Annotated in this window: 15 protein-coding genes and 1 tRNA gene; 10 read left to right on the top strand and 6 right to left on the bottom strand. The window is 37.3% G+C overall.

All coding sequences use genetic code 11. The features are described from left to right. Positions 1–2 precede the first annotated feature (2 nt). The 6 genes from FVB32_RS17410 (at position 3) to FVB32_RS17385 (ending at position 4,716) form a co-directional block, all read left to right on the top strand. Positions 3–719, top strand: coding sequence for a gluconate 2-dehydrogenase subunit 3 family protein (locus tag FVB32_RS17410; RefSeq protein WP_147745147.1), 717 nt, complete (start codon positions 3–5; stop codon positions 717–719). A 70-nt stretch (positions 720–789) separates the two neighbouring features. Further along, positions 790–873: transfer RNA gene (locus FVB32_RS17405), tRNA-Leu, on the top strand. Between the two features lie 175 nt (positions 874–1,048). Continuing rightward, positions 1,049–1,948, top strand: a complete 900-nt coding sequence (locus FVB32_RS17400) for a MerR family transcriptional regulator (protein WP_147745146.1) — start codon at positions 1,049–1,051, stop codon at positions 1,946–1,948. Between the two features lie 20 nt (positions 1,949–1,968). Continuing rightward, on the top strand, positions 1,969–3,423 hold the full coding sequence (locus FVB32_RS17395; protein WP_147745145.1) for a phytoene desaturase family protein: 1,455 nt from the start codon (positions 1,969–1,971) through the stop codon (positions 3,421–3,423). A gap of 4 nt (positions 3,424–3,427) precedes the next feature. Then, positions 3,428–4,267: a phytoene/squalene synthase family protein gene (locus tag FVB32_RS17390; RefSeq protein ID WP_147745144.1), complete on the top strand. Its 840-nt coding sequence runs from the start codon at positions 3,428–3,430 to the stop codon at positions 4,265–4,267. Further along, positions 4,267–4,716, top strand: coding sequence for a sterol desaturase family protein (locus tag FVB32_RS17385; RefSeq protein ID WP_147745143.1), 450 nt, complete (start codon positions 4,267–4,269; stop codon positions 4,714–4,716). The genes FVB32_RS17390 and FVB32_RS17385 overlap by 1 nt, the downstream gene beginning before the upstream one ends. A 13-nt stretch (positions 4,717–4,729) precedes the next feature. Here FVB32_RS17385 and FVB32_RS17380 read toward each other — a convergent pair whose 3' ends face one another. From FVB32_RS17380 to FVB32_RS17355, 6 genes are all read right to left on the bottom strand, one after another. Further along, positions 4,730–5,290: a TlpA family protein disulfide reductase gene (locus tag FVB32_RS17380; protein ID WP_147745142.1), complete on the bottom strand. Its 561-nt coding sequence runs from the start codon at positions 5,288–5,290 to the stop codon at positions 4,730–4,732. A gap of 6 nt (positions 5,291–5,296) precedes the next feature. Next, complete coding sequence (locus FVB32_RS17375; protein ID WP_147745141.1) at positions 5,297–5,857, bottom strand: TlpA family protein disulfide reductase; 561 nt, start codon at positions 5,855–5,857, stop codon at positions 5,297–5,299. Between the two features lie 72 nt (positions 5,858–5,929). Continuing rightward, positions 5,930–8,200, bottom strand: coding sequence for an aconitate hydratase (locus tag FVB32_RS17370; RefSeq protein WP_147745140.1), 2,271 nt, complete (start codon positions 8,198–8,200; stop codon positions 5,930–5,932). A gap of 101 nt (positions 8,201–8,301) precedes the next feature. Then, on the bottom strand, positions 8,302–9,255 hold the full coding sequence (locus tag FVB32_RS17365) for an AAA family ATPase (protein WP_147745139.1): 954 nt from the start codon (positions 9,253–9,255) through the stop codon (positions 8,302–8,304). A 4-nt stretch (positions 9,256–9,259) separates the two neighbouring features. Further along, entirely contained in the window at positions 9,260–10,666 is a 1,407-nt protein-coding gene (locus tag FVB32_RS17360; protein ID WP_394348890.1) for a peptidylprolyl isomerase, read from the bottom strand. After that, positions 10,650–11,582 (bottom strand): peptidyl-prolyl cis-trans isomerase, encoded by a 933-nt coding sequence (locus tag FVB32_RS17355; protein WP_147745138.1) that lies wholly within the window; start codon positions 11,580–11,582, stop codon positions 10,650–10,652. Before FVB32_RS17355 ends, FVB32_RS17360 begins: the two co-directional genes overlap by 17 nt. Positions 11,583–11,646: 64 nt before the next feature. On the opposite strand from FVB32_RS17355, the gene FVB32_RS17350 reads away from it, so the two are divergent. From FVB32_RS17350 to FVB32_RS17335, 4 genes are read left to right on the top strand one after another with little or no spacing between them, the layout of a single operon-like run. Then, positions 11,647–12,102, top strand: a complete 456-nt coding sequence (locus tag FVB32_RS17350) for an SRPBCC family protein (RefSeq protein ID WP_147745137.1) — start codon at positions 11,647–11,649, stop codon at positions 12,100–12,102. Between the two features lie 2 nt (positions 12,103–12,104). Further along, a complete protein-coding gene (locus FVB32_RS17345; protein ID WP_147745136.1) occupies positions 12,105–12,362 on the top strand; it encodes a hypothetical protein in 258 nt (85 codons plus the stop codon). A gap of 31 nt (positions 12,363–12,393) precedes the next feature. Then, positions 12,394–13,533 (top strand): serine hydrolase, encoded by a 1,140-nt coding sequence (locus tag FVB32_RS17340; protein WP_147745135.1) that lies wholly within the window; start codon positions 12,394–12,396, stop codon positions 13,531–13,533. Continuing rightward, positions 13,530–14,042 carry an SRPBCC family protein gene (locus FVB32_RS17335; RefSeq protein WP_147745134.1) on the top strand — a complete coding sequence of 171 codons (513 nt, stop codon included), beginning with the start codon at positions 13,530–13,532 and terminating at the stop codon, positions 14,040–14,042. The genes FVB32_RS17340 and FVB32_RS17335 overlap by 4 nt, the downstream gene beginning before the upstream one ends. Positions 14,043–14,048: the final 6 nt, after the last annotated feature.

Genomic DNA, 14,048 nt, shown 5'->3' with positions numbered 1-14,048 from the left:
ACATGGACAGAAGAAAAAGTTTAAAATCAATTTTACTTGGTGGTGTAGCCAGTGGATTGGCAGTTCATGGATGTAATCCAAAGCCAACAGAAGTAGCTGATACTTCGCTTATTGAGGAAAAAGCACATGCCTACGGGAGAACACCAAAAGAGAAAAAATTAGATCAAGAATTACTAAGCCAGACATTTTTTAATGAGCATGAAATGGATACCATAGCAGTTCTCTGCGATTTAATCCTACCCCCGGGTGATGGCTTAAATGCTGCCACAGATGCTAATGTTCCAGATTTTATCGAATTTATGTCAAAAGATATTCCCGAACTACAAGTCCCTTTGCGTGGGGGTTTAATGTGGCTCGATCATAAATGCAATACGGATTTCAATAGTGCTTTCAAATCTGCTACTGAAGAGCAGCAAAAATCAATTCTGGACACCATTGCATATCCAGATACCTCTGTTCCTGAAGAAGAGAGACCATTGGAAGTCCAGTTTTTTTCCTTGATGCGAAATCTTACCCTAACAGGATTCTACACTACCAAAATAGGTATTGAAGAACTGGGGTATAAAGGCAATATGCCTAATGTTTGGAACGGTGTTCCTGATGATGTGTTAGCGCAACATGGTGTTTCTTATGATAAGGAATGGTTGGCCAAATGTGTAGATCAAAGCACAAGAGGAACTGTTGCCGAATGGGACGATGCTGGTAATTTGTTGACCTGATCATACATTGCAAAAGTTGCTTGGTTTGCAATATAATTTTTACCGATATTTGCCCGCACATTCCAAAAATGCCCACGTGGTGGAATTGGTAGACACGCTACCTTGAGGGGGTAGTGGGAGCAATCCCGTGGAAGTTCGAATCTTCTCGTGGGCACAAAACCGCATTAACTTGCGGTTTTTCTATTCAGTGCCTCATTGATAGTGTTAAAAACTATCTTGAATTTCCTCAAAAACTCATTCATTTCCTTAAAACCTTAGCAAATTTTGTGTTCATATATTAGGCTGGCATGATTTAAATTGTAAATTTGTTTAACGTTTATAGACAAAAGATGAACAATGTAAAGAAGTCCTTCAGCATTCGGGATATGGAAAACCTCTCCGGGATTAAGGCGCATACCATACGGATATGGGAAAAAAGATATAACCTGTTCACACCGGAAAGAACCAGCACCAACATTAGGACTTATAGTTTGGTAAGCCTACAAAAGCTTCTTAACATTACCTTACTCTACAACAACGGTTACAAAATTTCCAAAATTGCCAAACTGGAAGAATCCTTAATACCGGTTATGGTTAGGGAAATTGTATCCAACAATAGTGAAAAAAATCACGCTATAAACGCGTTTAAACTTGCCATGATCAATTTTGATCAGACCCTATTCCTAAATACTTACAGCAGTTTATTATCGGAAAGATCGTTTAGGGATATTTTCAACGAAGTGTTTATTCCTTTGCTGAATGAGCTGGGTTTGTTATGGCAAACAGATACCATTAGTCCTGCACATGAACATTTTATCACACACTTAATCAAGCAAAAAATTTACATTAATACGGAGAAATTGCAAATGAGGGAGCCTACACAAAAGGACAAGGTCTTTGCGCTTTTTCTTCCTGAAAATGAAATCCATGAATTAGGACTCTTATATCTAAACTATGAAATTACCCTCAGAGGATACAAATCCATTTACCTTGGTCAGACAATGCCCATTGAAAGTCTAGCGGATTTGCTCAAATATTATAGCAATGTGCATTTCATCTCTTACTTTACGGTTTCACCCACAAAGGATGAATTGACCACGTATTTCAATAAATTCTCCAAAACCTTGAACACTTCTGGTGAATCAAAGCTTTTTGTTTTGGGGCATCAAATACAGTATATTTCTGAAAACGAACTTCCCAACACCATAAAAACCTTTAATTCTATTGAACAACTGATCGAAGTACTTTAATCCCCTCCCAACTTACCGAAATGAAAAAAATTATAATTATAGGTTCAGGTTTTTCCTCTCTATCTGCTTCTTGCTATTTGGCCAAAGCTGGTTTTGATGTAGAAATTTTTGAAAAAAATGATACCGTCGGTGGTAGAGCTAGACAATTCATAAAAGATGGTTTCACCTTTGATATTGGGCCCAGTTGGTACTGGATGCCCGACATTTTTGATAAATTCTTTGCCGATTTTGGAAAAAAGACCTCTGATTACTACCAACTAGATAAGCTTAATCCCGCATATCAAATCTTTTTTGATGATGATATTATTACCATTGGGGATTGTATGGAAAAAATATGTGAAGAATTTGAACGAATTGAATCTGGTAGTGCTGCACATCTAAAGAGTTTTATACACAAAGCACAGGAAAACTATGATATTGCCATAAATAAAGTGGTATTACGTCCTGGTCTGTCTCCTATGGAATTGGTCACCAAAGAAACCATTCTTAGAGTAGATCAATTTTTTAAGACCATAAGTCATGAGGTTCGAAAGCGATTCAAAAACCCAAAATTAATATCAACCCTAGAGTTTCCTGTCTTGTTCTTGGGAGCCAAACCTAGCAAAACCCCATCTTTTTACAGCTTTATGAACTTTGCTGATTTTGGATTGGGGACATGGCATCCAAAAGGAGGCATGTATGAAATCATAAAGGCCATGCGTGGGTTAGCAGAAGAGCTAAACGTCAAAATCCATACAGACAGCCCGGTAAACAAGATTTTAGTGCAGAACGGAAAAGTAGCTGGAATTAACAGTAACTCAAAAACTCATCTCGCGGATATTGTGGTCAGTGGTGCAGACTATCACCACTCCGAAACATTATTGGATAGCGAGAACAGACAATATTCAGAAAATTATTGGAGCAAGAAAACATACGCTCCTTCTTCTCTACTCTTCTATGTAGGCTTTAATAAGAAACTGCAAAACATAGAACATCACAATCTCTTTTTTGATACCGATTTTGAAAAACACGCTCAGGAGATATACGACACTCCAAAATGGCCAAGCAATCCATTGTTTTATGCTAATTTTCCGTCCGTAACAGATGCTTCAATGGCTCCAGAAGGTGCTGAAACAGGTTTTTTTCTCGTTCCTATAGCTCCTGGGCTTGAAGATACCCCAGAATTAAGAGACCAATATTTTGATATTGTCATTGACCGATTCGTAAAACGCACTAAACAAGATGTCAAAAATTCTATTATCTTTAAAGAGAGCTTTTGTGTAAATGACTTTATAGAACAATACAATTCATACAAAGGCAATGCGTATGGTATGGCAAATACGCTTAGGCAAACTGCCTTTTTACGACCCAACCTCAAGAGTAGCAAAGTAAAAAATTTGTTTTTTACCGGTCAGCTAACCGTTCCAGGCCCAGGTGTTCCTCCATCTTTAATTTCTGGAAAATTGGTTTCTGATTTGATAATTCAAAAAATTTAAAACCATGAAAACTATTTTTGACAGCGTATCCTACAACTGTAGCAAAATTGTTACTGAAACCTACAGTACTTCTTTCTCGTTGGCAACAAAAATGTTGGCCACTTCCATAAGAGCGGATATTTATAATATTTATGGATTTGTCCGGTTTGCAGATGAAATCGTGGATACTTTTCACGATTATAATAAAAAGGAGCTTTTTGAAAATTTTGAAAAGGCTATGGAAGATGCAATCGCCAATAAAATAAGTCTTAACCCAATTTTGAACTCTTTTCAATATACCTATCATAAATACGATATTCCACATCATTTAGTGGAATCGTTTATGAAAAGTATGCGAATGGATCTATCCAAGAAAAAGTACAACACCTATGAGGAATACCAAGAATATATTTACGGCTCAGCTGATGTTGTTGGCTTAATGTGTCTGTGTGTATTCGTAAATGGGGACAAGGAGAAATATGAAGATTTGAAAGAATCGGCAATGGCTTTAGGATCAGCTTTCCAAAAGGTAAATTTTCTTAGGGACTTAAAGGCAGATTACGAAGTACTGGAACGTACCTATTTTCCCAATACCAACTTAATGGAACTTGATGAAGTCTCCAAGAAAAGAATTGTGGATGAAATTAAAGCTGATTTTGCAAAGGGATATTCTGGAATAGTGAAATTACCCGACCAAGCCAAGTTTGGAGTCTACACGGCTTATAAATATTATAATAAGTTACTTCAGAAATTGCAGAGCACACCACCATTGGAAATAAAAAATTCTCGAATTCGAGTACCGAATTATCAAAAATTCGGACTTTTGGCCCAATCCTATTTTAACTATAAATTACAGTTGGTCTAATGAAAATTGCCCTTTGGATTCTTATTTTTTTAGCAACATTTTCCATAATGGAATTTATGGCCTGGTTTACGCATAAATACGTGATGCATGGGTTTTTATGGAGTCTGCATAAAGACCATCATAAAAAAGACCATGAATCTTGGTTTGAAAGAAACGATGCCTTTTTTATTTTCTACGCTATTGTTAGTATGGTCTGCTTTTATCTAGGTGCCGAAACAGAATTTTGGTACGGATGGCCTCTTGGCTTTGGTATTTTAGCTTATGGTATAGCCTATTTTTTTGTTCATGATATTTTTATCCACCAGCGTTTTAAACTATTTAGAAATGCCAACAATTGGTATGCAAGAGGTGTACGACGTGCGCACAAGATTCATCATAAACATTTAGGAAAAGCGGATGGAGAATGTTTTGGGATGCTTTTTGTTCCGTTCAAATATTTTAAAAAATAAACCGGTACAGCTCTTATTCCAACAGAAGTTTATCCAATAAGTTTCTGGTACTTTCTGAGTTCCAGTTGGCTGCTCCCTTTTCCGCAACTACAATGTTACCAGATTTATTTATGATATAAGTAGCAGGGATACTTTTAGATTGTAACTGTGTCGGAGTCTCAGAAATTTCAAAATAAACTGGTAATTGATAGTTCTTTTTCTCAAGCAATGTAGTCACCTTGGTCTTTTCATCATTCGCTACAAAGTAAAATGCCACTTTATCGCCATAATCATTATGTAATTTTACTAAACTTGGAAGTTCTGCAATACATGGTGGGCACCAAGTAGCCCAAAAGTTCACAAATACTACTTTATCTTTTTGCGATTCAAAATTCAGTTCGTTTCCTTTCAAATCAACGAGATTCCAATTGTAATTCTTAAGTGTTTTTTGTTCACTTAACTCCACAACATCAGCATTACCTGCGAACAGCTTTCCCACAAACACTTTAAGGTGAAAACCAATTGGAGTGAACAAGATAATTAGAATGACCAGTATCCAAATGGCACTGTTGATTTGATCTTTGGAAAGTTTCATATGGTATTACTCCACAATTAGTGTATCAAGAAGATTATATACCTTTGACGTAGCCCAATCAGCAATTTTTTGCTTGTAAATCACAATGTTTCCAGATTTATCTATGAGATATGATGACGGAACTTCATCTGGATTAATCGGTGTTTTTTCGCCAATAATCAAATACGTTACAGGAAAAGTAAACCCATGTTTTTTCATAAATGCTTCTACAGGCGGTCTATTTTCATTGGTAATGATATAGAAATCCATTTTCCCTTGGTACTTGTCATACATTTTTTGAACGCTAGCTAGCTCTGCTTCGCAAGGCAATCTCCAAGACGCCCAAAGATTGATAAAAACCACCTTTCCTTTAGACTTTTCAAAATTGAAAAAGTTCCACTCGGCATCTTTTAGCTTCCAATCGTAGTCGGTAATTTTTTCTCTATTTGCTTCCTCAATCACTGGTGGTGAAAATGAAAACAATTTATTCAAGAGAATTTTACCATAATGTCCCATTGGGGTCACAAAGAATGAAAGGATAAAAAGCATCACCGCAATGTTTAAAATGGTCTTTTTATTCACTTTCATTTCTTTTGATTTTGTTTAAACTAAAAACTCCTGATGCAATATCAGGAGTTTTTTAATTCTTTAGGAACTTAGTTAAGCATTCTCTTTCTTAATTACGTTTAAAGCAGAACCTTCATTAAACCAATCTATTTGCGACTGATTATAGGTATGGTTCGCCATAATCGTATCTGTGCTGCCATCTGCATGTACAATTTCCAAAGTCAACTGTTTCCCTGGGGCAAAGTCAGCGATATCAATAAAATTGAAGGTGTCGTCCTCCTGAATCAAGTCATAATCATTTTCATTGGCAAAGGTCAAACCAAGCATTCCTTGCTTTTTTAAATTGGTTTCATGAATTCTTGCAAAAGATTTCACCAATACAGCAGCAACACCCAAATGTCTAGGTTGCATTGCGGCATGTTCTCTTGAAGAACCTTCTCCATAATTATGATCGCCTATTACAATGGTCTTAATCCCTTCTTTTTTATAGGCACGCTGTGCATCTGGAACGGCTCCGTATTCCCCTGTCAATTGATTTTTAACAAAGTTTGTCTGCTTATTAAATGCATTTACAGCTCCTATTAAGGTATTGTTGGCAATATTATCCAAATGTCCTCTGTAGCGTAACCAAGGTCCAGCCATAGAAATATGATCTGTGGTACATTTTCCAAATGCCTTAATCAATAATTTTACGCCTTGAAGGCTTTCTGTAGTGATCGGTACAAAAGGCTCTAAAAGCTGTAGCCGTTCAGATGTAGGAGAAACCGCTACTTGTACTCCACTACCATCTTCTGAAGGGGCGATAAAACCAGCGTCTTCCACTGCAAATCCCTCAGGTGGCAATTCATATCCTCTTGGTTCATCCAGCATTACTTCTTCACCATCTTCATTAATTAACTTATCTGTAACTGGATTAAAATCCAATCTACCCGCAATAGCAATTGCTGTTACCAACTCTGGGGAACCTACAAATGCCAGGGTATTTGGGTTTCCATCCGCACGTTTGGCAAAATTTCTATTAAACGAATGAACAATAGTATTTCTTGGGCCATTTGCCGCTTTATCTCCATAACGATCCCACATTCCGATACATGGTCCACATGCATTGGCAAAAACCGTAGCTCCAATGGAATTAAAAGTGTCAATAAAACCATCTCTATCTATGGTATAGCGCACTTGCTCCGAACCTGGAGTTATCGTGAATTTTGATTTTGTTTTTAAGTTTTTATCTGAAACTTGCTTAGCCAAAGAAGCCGCTCTTGAGATATCTTCATAAGAAGAATTGGTGCAAGATCCTATTAAACCAACTTCAACATTCAAAGGCCAATCGTTCTTTTTAGCCACCTCGCTCATTTTAGAAATAGGGGTAGATAAATCTGGTGTAAAAGGTCCATTCAAATGGGGCTCCAAGGTATCTAGATTAATCTCTATCAACTGATCAAAATATTCTTCCGGGTTTGCATACACTTCCTCATCAGCGGTAAGGTGTTCTTTAACCTCTAAGGCTGCATCAGCAACATCTACTCTATCTGTAGCGCGCAAATAACGGTCCATAGACTCGTCATATCCAAATGTAGATGTGGTAGCTCCTACCTCAGCACCCATATTACATATTGTACCTTTTCCAGTACAGGACATTGATATTGCTCCCTCTCCAAAATATTCAATAATAGCGCCAGTCCCCCCTTTAGCTGTGAGAATATCCGCCACTTTTAAGATTACATCCTTGGGTGCAGTCCAACCAGAAAGTTTTCCAGTTAACTTCACGCCTATTAATTTGGGGAATTTTAATTCCCAAGCCATTCCGGCCATAACATCAACAGCATCTGCTCCACCAACTCCAATGGCGACCATTCCTAAACCACCAGCATTTACAGTATGGGAATCGGTACCGATCATCATTCCACCAGGGAATGCATAGTTTTCAAGGACCACTTGGTGAATAATTCCTGCACCTGGTTTCCAAAAACCAATACCATATTTATTCGAAACTGACTCTAGAAAATCAAAAACCTCATTGCTTGTTTCGTTTGCACGTTTTAAATCTGTTTTTGCATCGACCTTAGCTTGTATCAAGTGATCACAATGTACAGTGGTGGGGACTGCCACTTTTGGCTTTCCCGCATGCATAAACTGTAGCAAGGCCATTTGCGCGGTAGCATCTTGACAAGCGACTCTATCAGGGGCGAAATCAACATAATCCTTACCTCTTGAAAATTGTTTGGAAGGCGTTCCTTCCCATAAATGTGAGTATAATATTTTCTCTGAAAGGGTTAAAGGTCTTCCTACTAATTCACGAGCTTTTTCTATTCGCTCTCCCATTGAGGCGTAAACCCCTTTTATCATGTCAATGTCAAATGCCATTCTACAATTGGATTTAAGATTTTTGTAATTCGGTAAATTTACTAAAATGTGTACGATTTAGAAATTAGAATTACCCTAAATAAGTCGTGAAGATGTCCTTTTTATAACAATTCTGAAATAATATTTTCTTCATTGATGTTCTCCGCTTCCGCTTTGTAGTTTTTTAGAATCCTGTGTCTTAGAATTCCCATGGAAACAGCTTTTACATCTTCTATGTCGGGAGAGAACTTCCCATGGACAGCGGCGTGGGCCTTTGCGCCTAGCACCAAGTTTTGAGAAGCTCTTGGTCCAGCTCCCCAATCCACATAATTATTGACAAAATCTGAAGTATTTTCTAGACCAGGTCGTGTCTTATTAACCAGCCTAACAGCATAATCAACGACATTGTCTGGAACCGGAATTCTACGAATTAAATGCTGTACGGCAATAATTTCCTCTGCATTGAAGAGGGTATTTATTTGGGCTACCTCATCCGTAGTGGTCGATTTCACCACTTGTACTTCTTCAGCTATGGAGGGATACTTTAACTCAATGGCAAACATAAACCGGTCCAACTGTGCCTCTGGTAACGGGTATGTTCCTTCTTGTTCGATAGGGTTTTGGGTGGCAAGCACAAAGTATGGCATGTCCAACTTATGCTGTACACCTGCAATAGTTACCGCCCTTTCTTGCATGGCTTCCAATAATGCTGCCTGAGTCTTTGGGGGAGTTCTATTAATTTCATCAGCCAAAATGATATTGCCAAATACAGGACCCTTTATAAATTTGAAATTCCTGTTTTGATCTAATACTTCACTTCCTAAAATATCACTTGGCATTAAATCTGGGGTAAACTGAATCCGCTTAAAGTCCAGACCCAAGGTTTGGGCAATGGTATTTACCATCAATGTTTTTGCCAAACCAGGAACTCCTATTAAAAGAGAGTGTCCTCCAGTATAGATAGATAGTAGTATCTGCTCAATTACCTTTTCTTGACCAACAATAATTTTGGCAATCTCATTTTTTAAGTCTTGATGTTTTTTGACAAGGTTTTCTACCGCGACAACGTCTGACATGTATTTATTCCTTTACCCATTTGTTTGCAAAATCGCAGCCCCTATTATCTGTGTTTACGTGGATGTATGTATCATCTATGTGCTCATCCATCCAATCTTTGATGGCATTAAACTGTTTTTCTCTGAGTGCCAACTCTTGAATTTTTAGGTAGTCTTTGGCAAAATCCGCTTTATGCTCGTCATAGCGGTTGGAAATTTTCATGATTTTAAATTTGGGAGCCCCACCTCTTTGATCGTCCTCTCTTAAAGGACCAGAAATTTCCTCATCTTTTAAGTTACGCACTTGATTGTATAGCGCAGGATCCATTTTGGTCAATTCAAAACGGGAATCAAAATTTATGGGGTTTCTTAAAAGTCCACCATCAAACTTGGTTTCTTTTTCATCTGAAAAATTCAATGCAGCATCTGCAAAGGTGTATTTTCCATCCAAAATTTGCTGACGGATGCTATCCAACTCTTTTACCGCCTTGTCCAAAGTACTTTGTGGTATTTCGGGAATCAACAGAATATGTCGTAGATCTAATTCCTGTCCTCTAATTTTTTCAATATAAATGATGTGATACCCAAAATCTGTTTCAAAGGGTTCAGAAATTTCTCCTTCTTGCAAGCTAAAAGCAACATCTTTAAATTCCTTCACAAAAGGTGTTTCCCTAGTCATGCTATAAAATCCTCCCTTAGATTTTGAGCCTGGATCTTGTGAATACAAAATTGCTTTAACATTAAAACTGGCGTCATTATCTTCGACATCCTGTCTTATTTGGTTTAACCTATCAATAACCTTTTGTTTTTCCTCCTCAGGTGCGGTTGGTTGTTTTACAATTTGGGCTATCTCTAGTTCAGCACCAAAAACTGGTCTTTCATCTTCTGGGATTTTATTGAAAAACTGACGTACTTCTTCCGGAGTCACTTCTATTTCTTCCACAATGCTTCCTTGCATTTTTTCTGAAAGCATACGAAGCTTGTTAATCTCAAAAAGTTCAGTCCTAAAGCTTTCTATATCTGTTTTTTTGTAGAATTTCAACACTTTTTCCATAGATCCTACTTGGGAAACTAATTGTTGAATTTGTCTATCACTTTGCGCGTTCACCTGATCATCTGATACCAGCAAACTATCTTGAACTGCTTGATGGGCATATAATCTGTCTTCCATCAATTTGCCCAAAAGACTGCACCTGGTAATATCTTGCGTTGATGCTCCTTGACTTTTTAAATCTATTAAGGTCTTCTCTATGTCAGAATCCAAAATAACATAATCACCAATTACAGCGGCAATACCGTCCAACTTTACTTTTTTAGAAGCACTGGTGGTGTCTTTTTTTACCATTATGGCTTCATCCGTATCCTGGGCTTGTATCAGCCCAGCTGCAACAAAAAATAGTATTGCAAATATTCCTTTATTCATTGTTTTCATAAACCTCAAATTCGTTCTTCTTTATAGCTTCATCAATAATCTCGGTCTCCAGTTTTCTTACGTAATTAAGCCGTCTTCTATTTAAAATCAGCTGCCTAATATCTGGAGCTATGTAGTCAAAAGGGGCGGTATCGTTGATTTCCAATACATCGGTCACTTTTCCCAAATATACCCCTAAGGAATCCTGCAATTCAAAAAATTGTGATTTTTTTAAGTACTTCTCTTCATTTAGCGAAGTGAGCGGTGGTATTACTTCAATAACCCGAGAAACTCCAACCCAAATAGAATCATTAAAATGTATTTTTTTAAACTGAACAGCTATGGAATCCAGATAATCCTTATCCGTAGTTTCCCAGTTGTTCATTTTTCTGCTCACTTCATCCTTATCCAAAAACTGCACTGGCAATCCTACAAATCTAAGTTGGACCAGTTTTTCGTTTAGTTTAAAGTTCTCTTTTTCTTTCTCGTAGTATTGTCTAAGTTGTGAACGGGTTACCGCGGTATCTTGCGCCTGAAGCACCAAAGCTTCTATGTAGGCTCTAGTATACAAATCTGCACGATAATCAGCGACCAAACGGTCAAATTCATTAAGTTTTTCTTCTGGTAGATTAATCCGAGACTTAGATAACAACAACTGTTTCGACGCCCAATTATTAATATAATTGGTCACAAACAGGGCGCTATCTTGGGCAGACATATCATCTCTAATAAAAGAAGCTATATCCTCTTTGTATAAAAAAGAATCCCCAACTCTGGCCAAAGGTTCCTTTTCAACCTTCTCTTTAAAAAGGGAATCGCAAGAGGACAAAACCAAAAATCCTATGGATACAAAGAGAAAGACTTTATTTTTTTGAAGAGAAAGCATCTCGCAAAAATAACAATTACTTAAAGCCTCGCAAGTAGGTTTCGCACTCATTAACAGATTTTTAGTAGGTTATTGAAATCAGATAATTTATTACATTAGTACAAAACCTGCCAAAATGAAGTATACCACAGAAATAACCGTTAATTTACCTCTTGACGAATTCATAAAAAAACTGGACAATCCAGAGCATATGAAGCATTGGCAAGAAGGACTTCAAGAGTACCAACTCCTTTCTGATAGACCAAACGCGGAGGGAGCACAAATGAGCTTAAAATATAAAATGGGGAAACGCGAGTTTGAAATGGTGGAAACCATCATTAAGAGTAATCTGCCGCATGAATTGCATACTACTTATGACACCAAAGGAATTCACAATATTCAGAAAAACTATTTTAAGGACGTAGAGGGCAAGACCCTTTGGATTTCTGAAAGTGAGTTTCAATTCTCCGGTTTAGGTATGAAGTTGATTGGTTTTTTAATGCCGGGAGCTTTTAAAAAACAATCTATGAAATATTTGAAAGACTTTAAGGCATTTGCCGAAAATGGCACCTCTGTATTAAACCCTCAGTAATTATGGAAAAAGCATTGGACAGAAAAATAAAAATGATTTGGGATTTTCGCGGCCCGAGAGCTGCCAATACCGCGGAACATTATCAAAAACATTTGGCGGAATTTGTAATAATTGAAGAGCTAAAATTTGACATTACCGGCTTTGAACATTTTAGTGACACCCATAGTATTGCATATTTGGTTGTAGCAGAATTTGAAATGGAAGAAGTTCGCGAAATTTTAAAACCACAAAGGGGTGAGGTTTATTTGGAGGGTTATTAATCTCGCTCTATAAAAACTCTAAACTCGGTTAATGTTTAAACAGCTTTTTATCTCAATTTTCATTGGTAGCATAACACTCGTCTCTTGCACAAAAAGAGTAGATGCAAACCCATTGGAAACCATACTTTCCTCAGAAAACCACTTTATTAAAAGGGTTATGGATAGCCTAAGTCAGCATGAGGTTCAAATACGATATACACAAATAAATAGAAAAAGTGAGGCTGTATTTTTTACCGATTTTGATTTTCAAGTTGATAAAAACAATTATTTCTACCCTGCCAGTACAGTTAAATTTCCCACTGTAGTTACTGCTCTTGAAAAAATCAATGAAACGGATTCACTAACTGTGAATACCAGATTTTATATTGAGGGGGATACCGTAGAAACCACTTTTGCCAAAGCCGTTTCTGAAATATTTGCCATATCTGATAATACCGCTAATAACAGATTAATTGAATTTTTGGGGCAGGATGGTGTAAACAATAGAATGCAACAGCATGGCCTTGTACCCATTCGAATTTCACATCGACTTTCTACACCCAACGCAGATGAAATAACCACCAAACCTTTAGTCATTTACTTAAATGATTCCACTACAGCAACCAGCAGTTCAATCGTAAATAAAATTCCCAATCCATTGAAAGTGCAAAAAATTGAGAAAGGAACGGGGTTCTATGAGGATGATTCTCTGCATTTGGGTGCTTTCGATTTTTCGCTGAAAAACTATTACCCAATTGAGACGCAGCATAGCCTGCTAAAAAGAATCATTTTTCCAAAAGCCTTTTCAAGAGAAAATCAATTTAATTTGAGTGAAGACCAGCGTATGCTTTTGTTAGAGGCAATGCATACACTTCCAAAATCTCTTGGATACGACCCAGTGGAATATTATGATAGCTACGTGAAATTTTTAATGTTCGGTGATTCAACAGACCCAATCCCTGAGCATATTAAGATTTACAACAAAGTAGGCTATGCCTATGGAACTTTAACCGATTGTGCTTATATTCAGGATGTTAAAAACAATATAGACTTCATGGTTACGGCCACAATATTGGTAAACAAGGATGGCGTATTTAACGACAATGTTTACGAGTACGATGAAGTCGGCATTCCGTTTTTAGCACAATTAGGTAGAGAACTATATCAGTATGAACTAAAACGCAAGCGATGAACAAACTTACTTTCGATTGTTTTACCAAAAAAATCTTCATAAAAGCCCCCATTGAAAAATTATATTGGTGTTGGGGAACCTCAGAGGGTATCACATCTTGGTTTCTAAGTACAGCTATATATACTTCGGCAACCGGAGAGGAACGAAAAGTGGATGAAAACATTCAAGCTGGGGATTCGTACCTGTGGAAGTGGCACAACTGGGATGGAAAAGAGGAAGGAACTGTACTTAAAGCTAACGGAAAGGATTTTTTGGAAGTCTCTTTTGCAGACAGCAAGGTATCGGTAACCCTTGAAGACCATGAAAAAGCAGTTCTAGTAATCCTAAAACAGCATGAAATCCCCGTTGATGAGGAAAGCAAACTAAACATTCACCATGGGTGCAGTAACGGTTGGACGTTTTGGCTTGCAAATTTAAAAGCGTATTTGGAGCACGGAATTTTATTGAATGAAACCGAACATGATTTAAGAAACATTCCGCTATCTGGATTTGAGTTTGTAAACATGTAGTTTAGC

Source organism: Flagellimonas hymeniacidonis (assembly GCF_008040165.1).
GTDB lineage: Bacteria > Bacteroidota > Bacteroidia > Flavobacteriales > Flavobacteriaceae > Flagellimonas > Flagellimonas hymeniacidonis.
The sequence above is the reverse complement of the archived record's forward strand: the minus strand, read 5'-3'. Positions and strand labels throughout refer to the sequence as shown.

Coding starts and splice junctions, on each gene's coding strand:
- FVB32_RS17395 (WP_147745145.1), top strand. CDS start 1,969: ATGAAAAAAATTATAATTATAGGTTCAGGTTTTTCCTCTCTATCTGCT.
- FVB32_RS17375 (WP_147745141.1), bottom strand. CDS start 5,857: ATGAAAGTGAATAAAAAGACCATTTTAAACATTGCGGTGATGCTTTTT.
- FVB32_RS17365 (WP_147745139.1), bottom strand. CDS start 9,255: ATGTCAGACGTTGTCGCGGTAGAAAACCTTGTCAAAAAACATCAAGAC.
- FVB32_RS17345 (WP_147745136.1), top strand. CDS start 12,105: ATGGAAAAAGCATTGGACAGAAAAATAAAAATGATTTGGGATTTTCGC.
- FVB32_RS17410 (WP_147745147.1), top strand. CDS start 3: ATGGACAGAAGAAAAAGTTTAAAATCAATTTTACTTGGTGGTGTAGCC.
- FVB32_RS17355 (WP_147745138.1), bottom strand. CDS start 11,582: ATGAGTGCGAAACCTACTTGCGAGGCTTTAAGTAATTGTTATTTTTGC.
- FVB32_RS17370 (WP_147745140.1), bottom strand. CDS start 8,200: ATGGCATTTGACATTGACATGATAAAAGGGGTTTACGCCTCAATGGGA.
- FVB32_RS17350 (WP_147745137.1), top strand. CDS start 11,647: ATGAAGTATACCACAGAAATAACCGTTAATTTACCTCTTGACGAATTC.
- FVB32_RS17360 (WP_394348890.1), bottom strand. CDS start 10,666: ATGAAAACAATGAATAAAGGAATATTTGCAATACTATTTTTTGTTGCA.
- FVB32_RS17380 (WP_147745142.1), bottom strand. CDS start 5,290: ATGAAACTTTCCAAAGATCAAATCAACAGTGCCATTTGGATACTGGTC.
- FVB32_RS17390 (WP_147745144.1), top strand. CDS start 3,428: ATGAAAACTATTTTTGACAGCGTATCCTACAACTGTAGCAAAATTGTT.
- FVB32_RS17335 (WP_147745134.1), top strand. CDS start 13,530: ATGAACAAACTTACTTTCGATTGTTTTACCAAAAAAATCTTCATAAAA.
- FVB32_RS17340 (WP_147745135.1), top strand. CDS start 12,394: ATGTTTAAACAGCTTTTTATCTCAATTTTCATTGGTAGCATAACACTC.
- FVB32_RS17400 (WP_147745146.1), top strand. CDS start 1,049: ATGAACAATGTAAAGAAGTCCTTCAGCATTCGGGATATGGAAAACCTC.
- FVB32_RS17385 (WP_147745143.1), top strand. CDS start 4,267: ATGAAAATTGCCCTTTGGATTCTTATTTTTTTAGCAACATTTTCCATA.